The sequence below is a fragment of the Streptomyces sp. NPDC002206 genome, assembly GCF_053593595.1.
This window is the reverse complement of sequence record NZ_JBSFCW010000010.1, coordinates 1-20,173: the sequence shown is the minus strand read 5'-3', so window position 1 is coordinate 20,173 and position 20,173 is coordinate 1. Positions and strand designations below refer to the sequence as shown.

Sequence of the window (20,173 nt, the reverse complement as noted above, 5' to 3'; positions counted from 1 at the left end):
AGCCGTGGTGCAAGGCTGACGCGCAGGCACTACCGGGCGAATTGGGTTGGGAGCACCAATTTGAAACCAAATTTGGTGTTACGCGCCCGATGGTCGTGCCGCTGCTCGCTCCTAGCGTCGTCCTAGCTGACGCAGTCGGATCCCCGATCAAAGGGAGCGGAACATGAAGGCGACACATGGCACAGCAGTCGACCCGGGCCAGACCGTGCCGAACGGCGCTTTCCCGAGCGGCAACGGAAGGCCGTCGGGGGTGGAGCCGCCGGTACCGGGTGGACCGGAGCACTCTGACTACTACCTGCTGGACAACCTGCTCACCGACGAGCAGCGGGCCCTTCGTAAGAAGGTCCGCGAGTTCATGGACCGGGAGGTCATCCCGATCATCAACCCGTATTGGGAGCGGGAGGAGTTCCCCTTCGAGCTGGTGCCCAAGCCGGCGCAGCTGGACGTCGCGGGCTTTCAGATTTCCGGTTACGGCTGCCCGGGGATGAGCAATGTGACGGCCGACCTGGTGATTCTCGAGCTGGCCCGGGGCGATCTGAGCATCTCGACGTTCGCCGGGGTCCACTCGGCCCTGGCCATGATGTCGATCGCGCTGCTCGGCTCCGAGGAGCAGAAGCAGCGCTTCCTGCCGCCGATGGCGTGCCTGGAGAAGATCGGGGCCTTCGGCCTGACCGAGCCCGCGCACGGCACGGACGTGGTCGAGCCGGAGAAGACCGCGCGCAGGGACGGTGATTCCTACGTCGTCAATGGCTACAAGAGGTGGATCGGCAACACGACCTTCGCCGACTACGTGATCATCTGGTCCCGCGGCGACGACGGGCATGTGGGCGGCTACGTGGTCGAAACCGGCGCGCCGGGGTTCGACGCGCACGTCATCACGGGCAAGACGGCTCTGCGCCGTGTCCAGAACGCGCAGATCTCCCTCACCGACGTCCGGGTGCCGGCCGCGAACCGGCCGGCGGGCGTTGATACCTTCCGCGACACCGAGAAGGTCCTGCCGGCCTCGCGTTTCTGCGTCGCCTGGGAGGCGATCGGCGCCGCCATCGCGGGCTACGAGACGGCTCTGGCCTACGCCAAGCAGCGCAAGCAGTTCGGCATGCCGCCGGCCGCCTTCCAGCTCATCCGGTACCGGCTCTCCCGGATGCTGGCGGACATCACCGACGTGCTGTGCATGCAGTACCGGCTCAGCCAGCTCCTGGACGAGGGCGATTACTCGATGCCCCGGGTCGCGCTGGCCAAGATGCACTACACCGAAGGAACCCGGGCCATCCTCGCCGACGCCCGCGACATGCTTGGCGGCAACGGGATCCTGCTCGATTACCACGTGGCCCGGCACCTGTGTGACATCGAGGCCATCGACACCTACGAAGGCACCGACACCGTGCAGGCGCTGATCGTTGGCCGCGACATCACCGGCTACAACGCCTTCGTGCCTGGGGCGCCCGCCCACTGACTCGGCATGCATCGCGGCGCCCCGTGACAGCGGGGCAATTCCGGGTGCGGCGCGCGACTTTACTGAGGAATGGAGCAGTCATGAGCAACACTCCCCTCCTGGAGGGACTGCACGTCGTCGATCTCGCGAGCTTCATCGCCGGGCCCGCCGCGGCCACCGTCCTCGGTGACTTCGGCGCCGATGTCGTCAAGGTGGAACCACCGCACGTGGGCGATGCATACCGTTCGCTCAGCCGTGTCCCTCCCAACCCCCAGGTCGAAGGGGTCAATTACCCCTGGCAGCTGGACAACCGCAACAAGCGCAGCATTGCGCTCAACCTCAAGTCGCCCGCATCCGGGCCGGTGCTCGAGCGTCTGGTGCGGTGGGCCGACGTGCTGGTGACCAACTTCCCGCCGCGGACGCGGGCAAGGCTGGGCCTGGGATACGACGCTCTGGCCTCCCTCAACCCCCGGCTGATCTACGCCGATGTCACCGGCTTCGGCGAGGAAGGTCCGGATGCGCGTCTGCCCGGTTTCGACGTGACGGCGTACTGGGCGCGCAGCGGCCTGATGGACCTCACACGCCAGAGGGACGTACCGCCGGCCATGAACACGTTCGGATCGGGCGATCACTCCACGGCGATCACCCTGTTCGCGGGGATCATGACCGCGCTGTACCGGCGGGAGAAGACCGGCCAGGGCGCACGCGTTACGGCCTCGCTGCTCGCCGAAGGCGCCTGGGCGGCGAGCATGTGGCTGCAAGCCGTACTGGTCGGGGCGAAGCCCCCCCGCCCCATCGACCGGTCCTACCCGCCCAATGCGCTGGGGAACATGTACCGCACGGCCGACGACCGCTGGATCGTCCTGGCCTTCGTCAACGAGGACAAGCAGGTCCCGCCCTTCCTCGAGGCCATCGGCCATCCCGAGGCAGCGAAGAACCCACGCTACGCCGACACCCCGGGCCGCCGCGCCCACGCCGCCGAGATCGCCGCCCTGCTGGACAAGGCGTTCGCGACTCGCTCCCTGGTCGAGTGGCGTGAGGTGCTCGACGCCGCGGGCCTCACGTACGGAGTCGTCCAGACGCTCGAAGAGTGCGCCCAGGACCCCCAGCTCCTCGCCAACCGGGTGTTCGTGCCGATCGACGACGGCAGCGACGAGGCGCACCTGACCGTCGACAGTCCCGTCCTCCTGGACCAGGAACACAAGGTCCGTCCCGGCCCCGCCCCCGATCTCGGCGAACACACCGAGTCCGTGCTTCGCGACCTCGGCTTCGACGCCGCCGGGATCGAGGAGCTGCGCAAGGCCGAAGCCATCGACTGAAGCCACAGCTCAGCAGCACCATGGAAGAAGGGAACCACCATCATGACCACGGCCACGGACCCGCCGACCGTACGGACCGAGGAGAACGACGGCATCTTCGCGATCACGATCGACCGGCCGAACGCCCGCAACGCCATCGACGGGGCCACTGCCAGGGCCCTGACGGCTGCCGTCGACCGCCTGGAGACCCGCGACGACCTCAGGGTCGGCATCATCAGCGGGGCCGGCGGTGTCTTCAGCGCCGGCATGGACCTCAAGGCCTTCGCGGCCGGAGACACGCCCATCGTCGAAGGACGGGGCTTCGCCGGCATCACCCGCGCCCAGATCAAGACCCCGCTCATCGCCGCCGTCGAGGGCTACGCGCTGGGCGGCGGAACGGAGATGGCGCTCGCCTGCGACATGATCGTGGCTGCGCGGAACGCCACCTTCGGCCAGACCGAGGTCCACTACGGCATCGTGCCGCCCGAAGGAGGCATGGTGCGCCTGCCCGAGCGCATCCCGCGCAACATCGCCCTGGAGCTTCTGCTTACCGCCGAGCCTCTGCCCGCCGAGCGCGCCGAGCGATTCGGACTGGTCAACCACCTCACAGAACCGGGCCAGGCCCTGAAGCGGTCCCTGGAACTGGCCACCAGCATCGGGCACAACGCGCCCCTGGCCGTGACAGCCGTCAAACGCGTCGTCACCGAGCGGCGAGCGTTCAGCGACCAGGACGCCTTCGTCGAGCAGGACCGGATCGTCGCACCGGTTCTGGCGTCCCACGACGCGCAGGAGGGCGCCCACGCCTTCACAGAGAGGCGCCCACCGCACTGGCGGGGCTGCTGACACCAGCCCCGCCCGCGATTACCGTCGACGGAATGGTCCATCGGCACCAATTCCAACCCGAAGGTCGTATCGCGGGCCCAGTGGCTTTCGTGCGCTCCAGGCCTAGCGTCTGTTAAGTGACAGCACCGTCCGGTGTTCGACCTTGGGGGATCGACTGGCCTTCGACCCGTTGTTCGAGAACCCCCGAGGGGTGATCCACGGTGACTAATATCCTCCGATACGGCCTCACAGAGCCGCTGAGCCCTCGAGAGGTGCCCGACGCTGCGATTGCGATGATCGACGGCGACGGCACGGTGGTCGGTTGGACGAGCACCGCGCAGCGGCTTGTCGGTTACTCGGCCAGGGAGGTGGTGGGCCGGCCTGCCTGGTTCGTGATGCCGCTGTCCCGGAGCATGGAGCAGGTACAGGCGTTTGTCGAGGAGTGCCGGGCGCGGGGCGGGTGGTCCGGTACCACGGCGGTCCGTCATCGCGACGGCCGCACGCTCCACGTGGGTGTGCGGATCTCGCTGCTGTGGGGGCTGGACGGGAATGTCCGCTGGCTCGTCTCCGGCACCGACATCGCCGCGCTCTCCCCGGTGGCGATCACTGGATCGGTGCGCGAGTCACTCCTCATGCGCACACCGATCGGCATCGTCGTCCGTGACCTGGAACTGCGCTGCACCTGGGTCAACGACGTCATGGAACGCCTGGACGGCGTCCCCCATGACCGGCGGCTCGGACGCCGCCTCACGGATTCGCTGCCCGGCTTCGAATCCGAAGCGCTCGAAGCGGTGATGCGGCAGGTACTGAAGAGTGGCACGCCCGCAGCCCACGAGTGCCGGGCATGGCCACTGGAGGATCAGTACCGCGAGCATGCCCTGGCGGCGTCGTTCTTCTGCCTCCACGACGGTCACGGCCGGCCGCTGGGGGTGTGCTCCCTGAGCGTGGATGTCACCGGAAGCAGGCGGGCGCACGAGCGTCTTGCCATCCTCAGCGAGGCCAGCACTCGGATCGGCAGCACCCTGGACGTGATGCAGACCAGCCAGGAACTGACCGACCTCGCCGTACCCCTCCTGGCCGACTACGCTGTTGTCGACCTGGCGGATTTCGTCCCGCTCGGCGAAGAACCAGCGGCCCGCATCCGCTCGACGGGGGGGTGCCGCCAGACCTTCCGCCGCGCAGGCCTGGCCTCGATTCACTCGGGAACCCCGGAGTCTCCGTGGGTGCGTGGGGAGTCGATCTTCGTCCCGCCGACCTCGCCCTGGATCCGTGTGCTGTCGTCCGGCAGCTCTCACCTGGAACCTGTCCTGGACACCTCTGCGGGTACCTGGGTCGGCCAGGACCCCGCGCGGGCGCAGGCGATCCGTGAGAACGGGATGCACTCCATGATGCTCGTGCCCATTCTTGCGCGCCATGCCGTGCTGGGGGTGGCCTTGTTCATCCGCACCGAGAACCCTGAGCCGTTCCAGGAGGACGACCTGCTCCTGGCGGAGGAACTGGTCACCCGGGCCGCGCTGTCGCTGGACAACGCCCGCCAGTACACGCGCGAGCACGCCACGGCCCTCACGCTCCAACGCAACCTGCTGCCCCAGCACTTGAGAGGCAGTACGGCCATCGAGGCCGCCTCGCGCTACCTGCCGGCCGATGCGGACAACGGCGTCGGAGGCGACTGGTTCGACGTGATTCCCCTCTCCGGCGCCCGGGTGGCCCTGGTCGTCGGGGACGTCGTCGGGCACGGCATCAATGCGGCGGCGACCATGGGAATGCTTCGAACGGCTGTACGCACTCTCGCGGACATGGACCTGTCCCCCGACGAACTGCTGGCCCACCTCGACGACACCGTCCGACGCCAGGCCGAGGAAGACCCCGACGCCGGGGACGCGGCGTCGGCCGCCGTCGGCGCCACCTGCCTCTACGCCGTCTACGACCCGGTCCACCGGCAGTGCACGATGGCACGAGCCGGACACCCCCCGCCCGCTATCGTCGACCCGCAGGGCAAGGTGACGTTCCCCGACCTGCCCACCGGAGCTCCACTCGGCGTCGGATCGGTCCCCTTCGAGACGGTGAATGTGGAACTTCCCGACGGGTCCCTGCTCGCTCTCTACACCGACGGCCTGGTCGAGGCCCGCGAACGTGACATCGACATCGGAATGCGACAACTGGGCTCCACTCTGGCGGCCCAGCCCCAGCGACCCCTGGAAGCCCTCTGCTCCGCAGTGATCGAGGCGCTGCCCACCCAGTCACCCTCTGACGACGTCACGCTGCTGGTGGCCCGGCCCCGTTCTCCGAGCCCCGTCCAGACCGTCTCATGGGATCTGCCCCGTGACCCCGCCGTCGTCGGCCGTGCCCGCGGCCTGGTGACCCGGCAACTGACCCAATGGGGACTGGAGGACCTGGCTACGGACACAGAGTTGATCGCCAGCGAACTCGTCACCAACGCGATCCGCCACGGCGTCGGACCCGTGTCCCTGCGTCTGATCAAACACCGGCTGCTGACCTGCGAAGCCTCCGATGCCGGCAAGTCCTTCCCGCGCTTGCGTCACGCCTGCAGTAACGACGAAGGCGGTCGAGGCATTCTTATGATCTCCCAGCTGTCGCGTAGGTGGGGCAGCCGCTGGATAACGGGCGGCAAGGTCGTCTGGGCGGAACAGGATCTGCCCCAACACGGCTGATCGTTGACGCCGGGCCGCGCATCGATGAGTGCGCAGGGCTTCGACGCCGGCTTGCCCGATCCGGCTGAGCGGACCGACTCCGTGGTGGATCGTGTCGGTGAGCCCGACGGCAGGAGCGGGCGGCGGGACAGCTATCGGGCGCGGAACACCACAATCGAGGAGGGATTTGGTTCTGCATGCCAAGCCTCCCCGGGGATCGCCATGACAGTCTTCTACCAGATCCGGGCGCACTGCCCCGTCCGCGCACATTCGACAGCGACCCCATCGCCATCCGGCAAGGGAACGGAATTCCTTCCGACTTATGTGTTTGTGCGCGGTCGAACACAGGGGAGTGGCCAGTACCCGGCCACTGGCGGGCGATCAATCGATGGCGGAGCCGCTCGGGAAGACTGTTCAGGAGCCACAGATGGACACCTCAAACGAATTGGTTCATTCCGTTGATCCGGATGGCCTCGCTTCGGTTGTGTTGACCACGGCCGGCGCGATTCGCTCGCTCAACGCCTCCATGACTGAGGCCTTGGGCGAACCACCGGAAAAGTACATCGGCCGCGACTTCGCCGGCTTTCTGCCCGAGACGCAGCGGACCGCCGTAAAGGTCCTCGTTTCCCATGCGGCCCGGAGCCGAACGCCGGCGCCGGCGATACGTGTGCTGGAGTTCCAGGGCCACAGCGACGTGCCCACAGCTTGCTTGGTACAGGCGCAAGTAATCAGGACCGGCGAGGAAGGCCACCGTCTTGTGTGGATCCGTGAGGTGGACGCGCAGGACGATCTCGACAGCTTGCTGATTCCCGTACGTGCTGCCCTACGAGGCGGTTGCTGCCGCCGCCGATCCGGACCGGGCGCTGAGCGAATTTCTGCACAGCACCTACGAGGCGACCGCTGAGTTGGGCGGCTGGGACCGGGCGGCGCTGGAGGCCGACCCACACCGCTGCAAACACCGCTGGCAACAGAAACAGAGCGTGGTCGGCGCAGCCCCGCTGGGGCTGCGTGGCCGAAAGACCCAGAAAGTCGAGGAGAGGAGCTGACATGAACCTCGCATCCCACATCGTGAGCAGCGCCCGGACTCATCCGGATCGCGCGGCGCTCCGTCTCGGGGACGCCGCCGTGTCCTATCGCACGCTCGACCAGCGCAGTGCCCGCATGGCCGGACTGCTCCATGACCGCGGCGTGAAACCCGGCGACCGAGTCGCGATCATGCTGCCCAACACCCCGGAGTTCGCCCTCGCCTACTTCGGCGTACTCCGGGCCGGCGGCATCATCGTCCCGATGAACCCCCTGCTCAAGTCCCGCGAGGTCGCCTACTACCTCGGCAACTCAGGCGCCCGGCTCCTGTTCACCTGGCACGCCTTCGCCGACGAGGCACGGACCGGTGCGCAGCAGGCCGAGGCCGAGGCGGTCGTCGTCAGTCCCGGCGCATTCGACGAACTGCTGGTGTCCGCCCCACCCGTCGAGGACCTGACCGACCGGCACGAGGACGACACCGCGGTGATCCTCTACACCTCGGGGACAACCGGTCAGCCGAAGGGCGCCGAACTGACCCACGCCAACCTCACCCGCAACTGCGACATCGTAGCCACCGAGCTGCTCCGGCTCACCGCCGACGACGTGGTCTTCGGTGGGCTGCCGCTGTTCCACGCGTTCGGACAGACCTGCACCCTCAACGCCGCCGTCGCCTCCGGCGCGTGTCTGACGCTGCTGCCGCGCTTCGACGCCGGGAAGGCACTGGGAATCCTCGCTGGGCACGGGGTGACCGTCTTCGCCGGGGTGCCGACGGTATTCAGCAGGATGTTGCAGCAGCCCGACCAGGGCGCCTACGACGACTCCCGGCTGCGCGTGTCCCTCTCCGGCGGAGCGGCGATGCCGGTCCAGGTGCTGCACGACTTCCAGGCCGCGTTCCACTGCCCCGTGCTCGAAGGGTATGGACTGTCGGAGACCTCGCCCGTCGCCTCGTTCAACACCCTGCAGGCCGGCCCCAGGCCCGGTTCGGTCGGCACCCCGATCCGGGGCGTCGAGATGCGGGTGGTCGACAAGGACGGCAAGGAGGTACCGCACGGGGAAACCGGCGAGATTACGATCCGCGGGCACAACGTGATGAAGCGATATTGGCGACGCCCCGAGGAGACCGCCGCCGCGATCCGGGACGGTTGGTTGCATACCGGCGACCTCGGCCGAGTCGACCAGGACGGATACTTCTGGATCGTCGGCCGGACGAAGGCCGTGATCATTCGCGGCGGATACAACGTGTACCCCCCGCGAAATCGAGGCCGTGCTGTACGAGCATCCGGCGGTGGCCGACGCCGCGGTCGTCGGCCTCCCCAACCCCGATCTCGGTGAGGAGGTCGGCGCGGCGGTCGTTCTCAAGCCGGGCGCCCACACCACGGCCGAGGAACTGCGTGATTACGTCAAAGGCCAGGTAGCCGCCTACAAGTATCCGCGGAAGGTGTGGGTCACGGACACGCTACCGAAGGGGCCCACCGGCAAGGTCCTCAAGCGGGAGATCGTCCCGCCGGCCGAGCCGGACGGGCGGTGAGGCGACTGAGCTCGCACGGGTCTGCGACCTGTCCGACCGTCGAGCTCGACACTGATGCGGGCGTTCTGCTCCACCGCGACCGAACCCTCCGCCTGGACCTGCCGACCGCCAGTGCTGCAGAGATTCTGAACGCGGTCTTCCTGCGGGCTTCTTGTTCCCCGACGCCGGTCGAGACCCACGAGCAGTTCGATTCCCGTACACGCCCGGGACAGGCTTGTCGCTGAGCGACCAGCCCACGAGTCGTACTCAATGGAGCAGCATGGCCGCCACGGCGCGGTCGCAGACGATTCGCCGGACGTTCCGGTGACCCGGGGCGGCGGCCAAACCGCGGACTGCGGTCCCTGGCCACGTCGACATCGGAGGAACGAAGGTGCTCGAGGTCGGATACCTGCAGGAGCCGAGCGATGAGGCCCGGGCGCACCGTGACTCGGCGACGAGCCAGGAGACGATCGTCGAGGAGGTCCGAGCGGTGCTGATCGAGTGGCACTCCGAGTGGGCAGGCCGGGAGCGGATCGAGACCGCCGTCGCGTGTCTGTGTAGCGAGCATGCGGCGTAGGGGGATTCGGCGGGATCAGTACGCCGGCGAGGCAGGAGGCGATCACTCACCCGTCTATTGGTTGAGCACGCGTCGGAGCAGCTTTTCGAGGGTGGTCAGCTGGGTGGGAGTTGCCGTGCTGATCGCGGTGAGGAGCCGGGCGGTGCCCTCGTTGAGGTGGTTGACGGTATCGACGCCCGTGGTGGTGAGTGAGATGCGCTTGGCGCGAAGGTCGTCGGGGTCGGGTTCGACGGCGACGAGGTCGCGTTCGCGCAGTCGCTGCACCACGCCCGTGAGGTTGGACGGGTCGCAGCCCATGCGCTGGGCCAGTTCACGGATGGAACCGGGCTGGGTGGCGGTTCCGAGGAGGATGGCCTGGGTCCGGGTGAGGCCGAGTTCGCTGGCGAGGGAGTCCATCTCGTGCGCGTAGGTGGCGACGAGCAGCCGCATCAGTTGCTGGACGGCCGCTAGCTGGGCGCCGGTGTCCCGTGGCTGCCTGGTTCCCATGGATTGGCTGTCCTCACGTCCCTTTGATGGTCGAAGGACCATGGTAACCGGGTGCCGGAAGGCGCGGAAGGACGGTTCCACCCCTGCGCGGTTACATGAATGCATCATGCATATCCAGGTCACTTTGCATGAGGTCCTCATGCATGTAACCTGGCAGTCTCGCAAGCCCCCGTGCGATCGCGCCACCTCCGGTGCGCACGGCCGTGCTTGCCACTATCGGCGGTCACACCTGCCCAGACGCAGCGTGGGATGCCCAAAGGAATAGTCAGAAGCGCCTGCTCAGGACGGTGGACCGTTCATGGCGCCGACCCGCGCCGGCCGGGGCATGGCCACCGCACAAGACACCCCCAACCCTTCGGCAATCCAAGCCATCTCAACGAGGAGCACCTACCATGCGCGTCATTTCCGTTCCCAGTTTTGGGTCACCCGACGTCCTTCGCGTCGAGGAGCGGCCCGTCCCCGAGCTGTCCCCGAGCGAGGTGCTCGTCGAGGTCAAGGCCGCCGGCATCAACCTCATGGACAGCTACATGCGGCGCGGCGTGATGAAGGGTCTCGAACTGCCGGCGCGTCTGGGGGCCGACGGTGCCGGGGTGGTCACCGCCGTCGGCACGGACGCCACAGCCAAGATCGGCGACCGGGTCGCCTGGCAGTATGTGATGGGCAGCTACGCCGACATGGTGGCTGTTCCGCACGAGCGCCTCGTCCCGATCCCCGACAACGTGACCTTCGAGACCGCCGCGGGCGGGCTGATGCAGGGGCTGACGGCCCAGCACCTGTCCTACGACGCCGTTCCCGTTCCCAGCGGCGCGGTGGTGCTGGTGCATTCCGCCGCCAGCGGCGTCGGCCGCATGCTGACCCAGTTGATCACCGCCCGCGGTGCGCGCGTGATCGCCACGGTCTCCCGCGCCCACAAGGCGCGCTCGGCTGCCGAGGCGGGCGCCTGGAAGGTGCTGGTCCGTGACGAGACCGAGGACCTGGGTGCTGCCATCCGAGAGCTCACCGACGGTGAGGGCGTGGACTTCGCGTTCGACGGCACGGGCAAGAGCCTGTTCGACGTCAGCATCTCGTCGCTGCGCTTCAGGGGCGTTTTCGTCCACTACGGCCGCGCGGGGGGAGCCATTCCGCCGCTGGATCTGTGGGTGCAGCCCGACGGGGTTCGCCTGGTCCACGTCCGGGGTGACGCCCCCCACGAGTCGACCGACCAGTGGCGGCAGCGCGCATCCCAGGTGATGCAATGGATCAGTGACGGCACACTCGATGTCCTGATAGACCGGACGTATCCCTTGGAGGATGCCGCCCAGGCGCACCGCGACCTCGAATCCCAGGAGACCGTGGGCAAGCTGCTGCTCATTCCGTGACATGACGGCCGGTGAGCGAGCCGGGTGGGGTCGGATATCGATTGTGTTCGGTATTTGCCTGTCGTTTGGAGGGTGGTTGTGCATCTTCAGGCGTTCCTGCCCGGCACGCAGCCGCCGAGGCGGTCCAGAAAGGCGACTATGCGGGAGACACAAGCAGCAACGGATTCCGGCGCGGCGAGCGAGATGGTGGCGGCACTCCTGACCGCTGCTCGGGCGCTGGTGGCGATCTCGGCGCGCTCGCTGGCCGCCGTGGACGAGACCCTTACCATGCCGCGGTTCCACATGCTGGTGGTGCTGGAGAACTCCGGTCCGACCAACCTCGCTGGACTCGTCGAGCGTCTCGCCGTCAACCCCTCGACCGCGACGCGCATGGTCGACCGCCTCTCCGCCTCGGGCATGGTCGAGCGCACCTCCGATCCGGCCGACGGCCGCGTCACCAAGATCACGGCAACCGCCGCGGGACGCGCCGTCGTGCGCGAGGTCACCGCCCGCCGCCAGGCCGACATCGCCCGGATCTTCGCCGCCATGCCCGGCGGCGAGCAGAAGGCGCTGACCGCGGCACTACGGGCTGCTACTGCTGCAATGACGGCCACGAGGATGCGGCCAACGCAAGGATTGCGGAGTCACTGGAGGATGATGGCGGCGAGGCATGGCCCGTATGTCGTGCATCTCCCTGCTCCGTAGCGGCGAGGGCGGTCCGCAGCTGCCTTTCGACCCACGCACAGATCCGCCATGCCCTGACTCGGTTGATCAACTGGGCGGGGCGGGTCGGTGTTGCCGCGATCGGTATCGAAGACCTCGACTTCACGCCTGAGAAGACCCGGGAGAAGCACGGCCGCCGCAAGCGGTTCCGGCAGCTCATCTCCGGCATGCCGACCGGGAAGCTCAAGGCCCGGCTGGTGTCCATGGCCGCCGAGCACGGCCTGAGCGTTGTCGCGGTCGACCCGGCCTACACCTCCCTGTGGGGTGCCCAGCACTGACAGAAACCGCTGGCCACCCCACGCCGAAAGATGTCCCGTCACGATGCCGCGGGTATCGCGATCGGGCGACGCGCCCTCGGACACCCGGTCCGGGATGGGGTATCCCCTGCTCGAACGGAGTTGAGAGCTTGGGGAAGGACGGCACCGCCCCCGCACGACCGGAGTGATCGTGCGGGGCATCGGACCGCCCAGGCCGGACCGGGCACCCGGGGGCGTGAGGGAACCCGCCCACCCGCAACGGACCACGCCCCTGGAGGTGTGCCGCCGAGCGGGAAGCGAAAGCGGGGGACCAGTGCATCCAACACCGTTCGGGATGCGCCCAGTACGCAACAGTGGGTCCGGGACTCACTCATGTGCACTGGCTAGGAACGGTGTACATATGACGTCCATTTCCCCTCATCAGGGACCGATTCGCGTCGGTGTCGTAGGTCTGAGCGCGAGCGGCGGGTGGGCAGCCGCCGCCCATGTGCCAGCACTGGCCGGGCTCGACGGATACGAGTTGCGGGCGCTCAGCGCCAGCAGTGCCGAGTCGGCGCGTGTGGCCGCCGAGAAGTATGCAGTGGCGCTGAGCCTCGGCAGTGCGGAGGAGCTGGCCCGCAGTGAGGAAGTCGATCTCGTGGTCGTGACGGTGAGGGTTCCGGAGCACCTGGAGCTCATCCGGCCCGCGCTCGAAGTGGGGAAGACGGTGTTCAGCGAGTGGCCGCTGGGTGCCGACCTCGGCCAGGCCAAGGAGATGGCCGACCTCGCGCACCGCAGGGGGCTGTTGACGGCCGTCGGCCTGCAGGCCCGGTCGGATCCGCCGCTTCGGGTATCTGCAGGACCTGGTCGCCGAGGGCTCCAACAGCCCGTCACCCCTGCCGAGCAGCTCCCTCAGGACCGCCGAAGTCCGCGCGTCCCACGACTCTCATGTCGCCGTCCACCTGTGCCGGCGGACAGGTGTATTCCGTGATCCCCCGACTGTGATGTTCATCCATCCATATACATGAGGACCTCAAGTGCTTTGCTTGAAGACCTCATGTATGTAGTGTGCGGTAGTCGGGCTTTCCGCAGGCTGTTGAGGTGCTCAGCAACGTGAGCATCCGACATGTAATCGACGGCGAGCCACTCCGGACCACGAGTGACCATCATGAGGAGAATTACGTGCATCCGCTGAGTTTGGTAGGTCGGCCATGGCGTTGATCGACGCCGTCGATCGTTATCTCGGGTCCGACCCGGGCGGTGAGCGCGTTCGGGCGGCGACGAACGGGGCGATCGCTGTTCTGGCGGCGATCGGGGCCTCCGCGCTGCTCGATGCCGACTTCCACATGTTCGAAGTGGCCGCATCGGTCCCAGGGGCTGGGGTCATCAATCATCTGGCCCCGCTGCTTGTGTTGATACTTGGCGCGTCGGTTGCGCTGACGGCGTCATTTGTCGTGGGTGAGCGGACCCTGCGTGCGCGTGCGCTGACGTCGCTGATCGCCTGTCTCGGCATGTGGGCGGGCCTGTCCCTGGCGATAGCCGTACATCCCTATCGGCTCGTTGGTCTGGTCCTGCTGGTCGTCGTTCCGGCCGTTGGTGCCTGGTTCCGACGCTACGGGGCACGTGCGTTCGCGACCGGGTTCCCGATCCACGTCGGCTATCTGATCGGGTTCCTCGCCGGCAGCCAGATCAGCGTCGGCCAGCTCGCGTGGCCCGGGGCCATCATCGGTGTGGCCGGCGCGGCGACCTTCATCGTCGGTTTGGCGTTGTTGCCGGGCTACGCTCATGCGACAGCGCGAATGCAGCGTTCCTACCGCGCCCGTGCCCGTCGTGTTCTCACTGTGACCGGCGCGTTGATGGACGCTCCCGTGCACACCCCCGCCGATCGTCGGCTCGCGCGACGGCTGCGGCGACTGGTCGTGCGTCTCAATGAGACCGCGCTGGTGCTCGACACTCAGTTGGCCACCGCGCCTGCCGACGACAACGACACGGCGGCCAAGGACGGACGCCGCTCACTGTTCGAACACGAGCGCGCCGTGGTCACTCTGGCGCGGCTCGCGCAACGACGTGCTGACCGCCAACTGAGTCGTGAGGCACGGGCTGACGCCCGAGCGGTCGTCACCGCCGCGCGTGAGCTCGATCTCGCCGCTCTCGAAGAGGCCGAGTACCGTTTCCAGCGCTATCAGCCGGCCGACTCCGTGCCGCGCTCCGGGAGCCGCGAAGACGGCGGTATCGGCGCAGTCGGTGCGGCCGGGGGTGCCGGAGAGATCGCCGAGCGCTACCACGAGGCGGCCCGCGCGCTGGTGTCCGCCATGAGCAGCACCGAGGCGGACCCTCAGGTGCAGCAGGAACCGCGTCCCGCGGTGCACCTCGTCGGCGGTTGGCTGCCGGGTTCGGGGATCGTGAACGCGATGGCATCGTCCAAACAGGGCACAGCACGGGTGGACCGGATCTCGCTGACCGTGAGCACCCGCGTCTCGCTGCAGCTGGCCATCGCGCTCGGTTTGGCGGTCTTTTTCGGCGATTTGCTCAGTCCGTCGCATCTGCTGTGGGCTGTCGTCTCGGTATATGTGACGTTCCTCGGCTCCGCCAGTGACCGCGAACAGTTGCGCAAGTCCGTGTTTCGCGTCCTCGGCACCTTGGTCGGTGTAGTGATCGGCGACGGCCTTGCCCGACTGACCGGGACGCAGCCGGTGGCATCGATAGCCGTGGTCATCGTGGCGGCGTTCTTGATGTCGTACTTCGGCAGGATCAACTACGCCCTCGTCGTCGGCGCGGCCACCCTGGGGGTCGCGCAGTTCTACTCACAGGCCGGCGAACTGACTTCCTCGTTGCTGGCCACGCGTGTTGAGGAGACCGCTCTGGGGGCGGCGTGCGCGATCGTCGTCGGGCTGGCCGTTCTGCCGCTGCGCACGACATACGCGGCCCAGGTCGGGCTGGCCGGCTATCTGCGTGCGCTGGCGCAGGTACTCGACGGTCTTCTCGCGCCGGACAGCCCGACCGCCGGGCACAGCGCGCGGACCGACACCCGCGTCCTCGACGCCAGTTTCCACGCCGCGACCGCGACGATCCGCCCGCTGGTCAGGACGCTCCTCGGCACCGCCAACCGCCGATGCCCGGAGACGTTGCGACTGGTGGATCTGTCCCACGAACTCGGTCGCACCATCGTGCACGACAGTTCGGTGCTGGCGCACCGCGGAAACGACCTGACGGAACTCGCCGGAATCACCCACCGGGCGGCATCGGTCGCCCGGGCTGTGGCGGACACCTTGGACGGTCAAGAGGTCAGCCCGCCCGCCCCTTCCGCCGCCGCTGCGCTGGAACCGGTGCGTCCCGAACGGCAGACGTCGGTCACCGGTAGCCTGCGCTCTGAGCTCGAGGACATCGAGGGTGTGCTTGCCGAGCTGGCCCTGATGCGCGGGCCGGCGATCCCGGACGTCGCGGTGGCAGCACACGGGCACGTCCGCCCTCGACCCGGATGGGTCGCCGGCCCGTCCCATCCTGCGGGGAGGGCCGACGCGCCAGTCGGCCGACGTGCCACCGCCACGCCGAGCCTTTCCCCGAACCACGCCACGGCCACCGTCAGCGGCGCGCTGCACTGCCCGCTGCACCCCGACGGCTGCGAGGCGTGGATCACCGTGGTGGCCGACCGGGACCAGCGCTGGACGCAGGCCAGGGCAGAGAACGGCCTCTATCAGATCACCGGGCTGCCCCCGGGCGGATACACCCTGATCGCCTCCGCCTCACAGCACGCCCCGCACGCCGAATTCCTGCTCGTGGACCGGATCGGCCGAGAAATCAGCCATGACATCGCACTCGACCCCGCCCGTTGATCGACGCGTCGGTAGCGACGGTCGTCGCCCGAGCGTGCCGCCTGGGACCAGGCCGTGGCTACCGGATGCCAACGCACCATGACGTATGTGGGCACCGGCCTGGAACGAGGCCGGACCATGGTGCGCAGCCACACCGAATCAGGCGCCGGATCTCCAGCGTTCGGCGTGGCCCAGTGAGGATATGCGTGAAGACTTCAAGCATCTTGTCGGTGGGTGAAGACGTCGAACACCGGCGTTCGCAACAGATGGAGGTGTATCCGATGAAGATGTCCATTGTCGACACGTCGCCGGTTCTTGCCGGTTCGACGGCCGCCGAGGCGTACAAGCTCACTTTGGACCTGGCCGCGCAGGCTGATCAGCTCGGCTATTCGCGGTACTGGATAGCCGAACTGCACGGGGTGCCGGTCAACGCCAGCACCTCACCGGAGATCGCCATCGCGGCCATCGCGTCACGGACGAGCAACCTGCGGGTGGGCTCTGGTGCCGTGCTGTTGAACCAGCGCAGCCCCTACCGGGTCGCCGAGACGTTCGTCCAGTTGAACGCCATGTTCCCGGGGCGGATCGACCTCGGTCTCGGCCGAGCCACGGCCGGTCCGCTGCTCGACTTCGCGCTGCAGAGTTCCCGCCAGGTGGTCGCCACGCCCGAGCCCTACGACGACAAGGTCGTCGAACTACTGCACTGGTTCGACGGCTTCGAAGACGGTCACCCGTTCGCGCAGGTGCCGTTCTTCGACGGCGTCGCCGGTCGGCCGGAGACATGGATCCTCGGCTCCAGCCCCGCCAGTGCAGTCGTCGCCGCTCGCCTGGGCCTGCCGTACACGTTCGCGGCATTCCTGAACCCCGGCGCGGCGCACATCGCCATGGCGACCTATCGCAAGGAGTTCCAGCCGTCGCCATTCAGCACGGGGTTGCAGAGCCCGTATTCGATCCTGGGCGTGAGCGTCGTGTGCGGCGAAACCGAGGAAGACGCGCTGCGCGCCCAATCGGGCGGAGAGGTCGTCCGCCGGCTCGCGTCGAAAGGCAGGCTGCCCAACGGGGTGCCCACCACCGCTGATGCCCTTGACCAGCTCGGCGGCCTGCCGCAGCCCTACCGCTACACCCCGGGCCGGTGGCCGATGAGCATCGCCGCCGCGCCCGACCGCTTGCGCGACATTGTCCAGTCCATGGCAGCCGAAGTGGAAGCCGACGAAATGATCATCCAAGACCTCATCGCCCAGCCGGAAGATCGGCTGACGTCGTACCGCCTGCTGGCAGAATCCTTCGACCTGCGGGGTAACCGCCAGGAGTCGGTCAGCGCCGCCACGGGAGGTGCCGCTCATGTCTGACGGACGCCTTCGCCTGTCCATCCTCGACCACACGCCGGTGTCGTCCGGTTCCCTCTTGGGAGACGCGTTCTGGCACTCCACGAAGGTGGCCCAGCTCGCCGAACGGACCGGCTACGAGCGCTACTGGGTGGCCGAGCACCACAACATGCCGTGGCTGGCCGGCTCCACACCGGCGGTTCTGGCCGCGCACGTCGCCGCCCGAACCTCAACCCTCCGGGTCGGCACCGGTGGTCTGATGCTGTCCAACTACTCGCCATTGTCGACCGTCGAGCAGATGGGCCTGCTCGAGGTGCTGCACCCCGGCCGGATCGACCTCGGCCTGGGCCGGTCGTCCGGGGCAAACCAGATCACAAGCCACGCGCTGCAACCGAACCACAAGGAATTCAGGCAACTGTTCGCCGAGCTGTTGGCGTTCTTCCAGGGCGATTTCCCCGACGGTCATCCCTATGGTTCGATCATCGCCACGCCGGGCAGGGGCAACATGCCCGCGATATGGCTGCTCGGATCGGGATCCTACAGCGCGCAGTTGGCCGGATCGCTTGGCCTTCCCTTCGCGCACGGCGGGCACTTCATGGGCTCGAACAGCGCGCACGCGATCGAGACGTACCACAAGGCGTTCCGCCCGTCGGAGACCTTGGAGCAACCGTACGCGATCGTCTCGGTGGGCGTGATCTGCATGGAAACCGACGAACTCGCCCAGCGGTACCACAACGCTGCTCACATCAGCACCGTGCGGGCCATGTCCGGAGAGCCGGGTCCGCTGCTGTCACCGGAAGAGATCGAAGCCGTACCGGACGGGCCGTGGGCCCCCGCGCAGGACGACTATGTCTCGGAGGTTTTCTCCCACCACATCGTCGGTTCACCGGCCGCCGTCAAGGCGGGGTTGGCAGATCTGGCCGAGCGCACGGGAGCGAACGAGCTCATGATCGCTACCATCATGCACGGGTACAAGAATAGACTTAGGTCATACGAGTTGACAGCGGAGGCGTGTCTGACGGGGAACCCGGCGTAGGCCGGGATCAGTAACTGTCTCCTCGTGCGGTCGGGGGACCTTGCGGTCCGCCGGCAGGCAGACTGTCTCTTGTGACGACGCTGAGCAAGGGTGCCAACATGCCGGTCGAGGCATCCGCCGCCAGGGCTGCACTCGGATGGTCGGCTGGGCCCGGCCTGCCGGATGTGGACGCGTCCGCGTTGCTGTTGACCGGCAGCGGGTGGGTTGGCTTCGGTGGCGATTTCGTCTTCTGCAACCAGCCGCAGCATGCTTCCGGTGCCGTGCGTCACCTCGGCAAGCAGGTCGATCCGACTCGCTGGACGTCGATCTGGCCGCACTGGGACGGGACATCGAGCGGTTCGCCTTGGGTGCTTCAGCGGACGGTGGCACGTTCGGGCAGGTGCCCGGGCTTCATCTGCGACTGTTCGACACTGCGTCCGGTGTTGACCTGGCCCGCTTCGACATGGAAGCCGGCACAGAGACCGCCTATGTGAGTGGTGAGCTCTACCGGCGTGGCGGCGGATGGAAATTCCGGGCCGTCGGCCAGGGGTATGCGAGCGGGCTTGCGGGACTGGCGAGGGACTTCGGTATCAGCGTCGACGAGGAACGGCCCGCGGCTGCTCCCGCTGCGGCCCCTGCCCGGAAAACGCCGCCCTCCGCTCCGTGCGCGCCTGGTGTCTCGCCTCCCTCGACGGTCCGGTCCGGGGTCGGCCAAGGCGAGCCTTCCGTCCGGCTCGCCAAGGGTGAGGAGAATCTGCCGATCGATGGATGCCTCGACACAACTGGCCTCACCCTGACGACACCACGCCCGGACAGCCAGTAGTCCGAAGAGCACGCGGACGCCGTGCCCTGCGTTCCGCTGAACCGCTGCGTGCGTGCCGCGAACGATCGTTCGTCACCGGGAGACTCCGGTGCGGCTCGACGGTTTCGCGCGGAATCGCGTCGACCTCTGGACAACGACGCCCGCTGCGGCCACGATGATGGCAACTCCATACGGTATGCAATCTACAGTGTGGGCTTGTGCAGGCGTGATGACTGCCGTCGTCGCGCAGGGTGTGCGTGTGGGGGCCGGGCCCCCACGACCGTGTTCCTCTCCAGCCCCAACCCGACGACATGACACATCAGCGAGGTGAGGACGGCCATGGCAAAGGCACTAGAAGGCATCCGAGTTCTGGACATGACACATGTGCAGTCCGGGCCCTCGGCTACCCAGCTCCTCGCGTGGCTCGGCGCGGACGTCATCAAGGTGGAGGCGCCGACCGGCGACATTACACGCAAGCAGCTGCGCGACCTCCCGGACGTCGACTCCCTGTACTTCACGATGCTCAACTGCAACAAGCGGAGCATCACTCTCAACACCAAGACGGAGCGTGGCAAGGAGCTGCTGACTGAGCTGATCCGCCGCTCGGATGTGATGGTGGAGAACTTCGGGCCCGGGGCCGTCGACCGGATGGGGTTCACCTGGGAGCGGATCCAGGAGATCAACCCGAAGATCGTCTATGCGTCCATCAAGGGCTTCGGCGAGGGTCCGTACACCAACTTCAAGGCGTACGAGGTCGTCGCCCAGGCCATGGGCGGTTCGATGTCCACCACCGGCTTCGAGGACGGGCCGCCGCTCGCCACCGGCGCGCAGATCGGTGATTCGGGGACCGGCATCCACGCGGTTGCGGGCATTCTGGCCGCACTGTTCCAGCGCGAGAACACCGGGCGTGGACAGCGCGTCAATGTCGCCATGCAGCATGCGGTGCTCAACCTGTGCCGGGTGAAACTGCGGGATCAACAGAGGCTGGCACACGGGCCGTTGGTCGAGTATCCGAACGAGGACTTCGGTGACGAGGTGCCGCGCTCCGGGAACGCCTCCGGCGGCGGGCAGCCCGGATGGGCCGTGAGGTGCGCTCCCGGCGGACCCAACGATTACGTGTACGTGATCGT

17 protein-coding genes and 2 pseudogenes are annotated in these 20,173 nt (G+C 67.7%); 18 read left to right on the top strand and 1 reads right to left on the bottom strand.

Annotation, left to right across the window (positions count from 1 at the left end):
- Positions 1-163 precede the first annotated feature (163 nt).
- From ACWCP8_RS19905 to ACWCP8_RS19865, 9 genes are all read left to right on the top strand, one after another.
- Positions 164-1,453 (top strand): acyl-CoA dehydrogenase family protein, encoded by a 1,290-nt coding sequence (locus ACWCP8_RS19905; RefSeq protein WP_451117200.1) that lies wholly within the window; start codon positions 164-166, stop codon positions 1,451-1,453.
- A gap of 80 nt (positions 1,454-1,533) precedes the next feature.
- Positions 1,534-2,751, top strand: a complete 1,218-nt coding sequence (locus tag ACWCP8_RS19900; protein ID WP_352267943.1) for a CaiB/BaiF CoA transferase family protein — start codon at positions 1,534-1,536, stop codon at positions 2,749-2,751.
- A gap of 42 nt (positions 2,752-2,793) precedes the next feature.
- On the top strand, positions 2,794-3,573 hold the full coding sequence (locus tag ACWCP8_RS19895) for a crotonase/enoyl-CoA hydratase family protein (RefSeq protein ID WP_451117198.1): 780 nt from the start codon (positions 2,794-2,796) through the stop codon (positions 3,571-3,573).
- Positions 3,574-3,824: 251 nt separating this feature from the next.
- A complete protein-coding gene (locus ACWCP8_RS19890) occupies positions 3,825-6,224 on the top strand; it encodes a SpoIIE family protein phosphatase (protein WP_451117196.1) in 2,400 nt (799 codons plus the stop codon).
- 406 nt (positions 6,225-6,630) lie between these two features.
- On the top strand, positions 6,631-7,107 hold the full coding sequence (locus tag ACWCP8_RS19885; RefSeq protein WP_451117194.1) for a PAS domain-containing protein: 477 nt from the start codon (positions 6,631-6,633) through the stop codon (positions 7,105-7,107).
- On the top strand, positions 7,019-7,249 hold the full coding sequence (locus ACWCP8_RS19880) for a DUF5996 family protein (RefSeq protein WP_451117192.1): 231 nt from the start codon (positions 7,019-7,021) through the stop codon (positions 7,247-7,249). The genes ACWCP8_RS19885 and ACWCP8_RS19880 overlap by 89 nt, the downstream gene beginning before the upstream one ends.
- Before the next feature lies 1 nt (position 7,250).
- Entirely contained in the window at positions 7,251-8,558 is a 1,308-nt protein-coding gene (locus tag ACWCP8_RS19875) for an AMP-binding protein (RefSeq protein ID WP_451117191.1), read from the top strand.
- Positions 8,512-8,754: an AMP-binding enzyme gene (locus tag ACWCP8_RS19870; RefSeq protein WP_451117189.1), complete on the top strand. Its 243-nt coding sequence runs from the start codon at positions 8,512-8,514 to the stop codon at positions 8,752-8,754. The genes ACWCP8_RS19875 and ACWCP8_RS19870 overlap by 47 nt, the downstream gene beginning before the upstream one ends.
- 370 nt (positions 8,755-9,124) lie before the next feature.
- Entirely contained in the window at positions 9,125-9,310 is a 186-nt protein-coding gene (locus ACWCP8_RS19865; RefSeq protein WP_352267936.1) for a hypothetical protein, read from the top strand.
- A gap of 54 nt (positions 9,311-9,364) precedes the next feature.
- On the opposite strand, the gene ACWCP8_RS19860 is transcribed toward ACWCP8_RS19865, so the two are convergent.
- Entirely contained in the window at positions 9,365-9,796 is a 432-nt protein-coding gene (locus ACWCP8_RS19860) for a MarR family winged helix-turn-helix transcriptional regulator (RefSeq protein WP_352267935.1), read from the bottom strand.
- A 392-nt stretch (positions 9,797-10,188) separates the two neighbouring features.
- Between ACWCP8_RS19860 and ACWCP8_RS19855 the strand changes: the two genes are divergently transcribed.
- The 9 genes and pseudogenes from ACWCP8_RS19855 to ACWCP8_RS19815 form a co-directional block, all read left to right on the top strand.
- Complete coding sequence (locus tag ACWCP8_RS19855; RefSeq protein ID WP_451117186.1) at positions 10,189-11,154, top strand: quinone oxidoreductase family protein; 966 nt, start codon at positions 10,189-10,191, stop codon at positions 11,152-11,154.
- A gap of 138 nt (positions 11,155-11,292) precedes the next feature.
- Positions 11,293-11,838, top strand: coding sequence for a MarR family transcriptional regulator (locus ACWCP8_RS19850; protein ID WP_382844256.1), 546 nt, complete (start codon positions 11,293-11,295; stop codon positions 11,836-11,838).
- Positions 11,839-11,873: 35 nt separating this feature from the next.
- A pseudogene (locus ACWCP8_RS19845) lies at positions 11,874-12,500 on the top strand (IS200/IS605 family accessory protein TnpB-related protein); the annotation flags it as partial.
- Between the two features lie 13 nt (positions 12,501-12,513).
- Positions 12,514-13,083, top strand: coding sequence for a Gfo/Idh/MocA family oxidoreductase (locus ACWCP8_RS19840; RefSeq protein WP_352267932.1), 570 nt, complete (start codon positions 12,514-12,516; stop codon positions 13,081-13,083).
- Between the two features lie 220 nt (positions 13,084-13,303).
- Complete coding sequence (locus ACWCP8_RS19835) at positions 13,304-15,925, top strand: FUSC family protein (protein ID WP_451117183.1); 2,622 nt, start codon at positions 13,304-13,306, stop codon at positions 15,923-15,925.
- A gap of 185 nt (positions 15,926-16,110) precedes the next feature.
- The gene (locus ACWCP8_RS19830) at positions 16,111-17,250 is read left to right on the top strand and encodes an MsnO8 family LLM class oxidoreductase (protein ID WP_451117181.1); all 1,140 of its coding nucleotides are present in this window, start codon (positions 16,111-16,113) and stop codon (positions 17,248-17,250) included.
- Positions 17,243-18,262, top strand: coding sequence for an LLM class flavin-dependent oxidoreductase (locus tag ACWCP8_RS19825; protein ID WP_352267928.1), 1,020 nt, complete (start codon positions 17,243-17,245; stop codon positions 18,260-18,262). Before ACWCP8_RS19830 ends, ACWCP8_RS19825 begins: the two co-directional genes overlap by 8 nt.
- Before the next feature lie 98 nt (positions 18,263-18,360).
- Positions 18,361-19,007, top strand: a pseudogene (locus ACWCP8_RS19820) (TerD family protein); the annotation flags it as partial.
- Positions 19,008-19,382: 375 nt separating this feature from the next.
- Positions 19,383-20,173 (top strand): formyl-CoA transferase (locus tag ACWCP8_RS19815; RefSeq protein WP_451117178.1); only part of this gene is annotated, 791 nt, incomplete at its 3' end.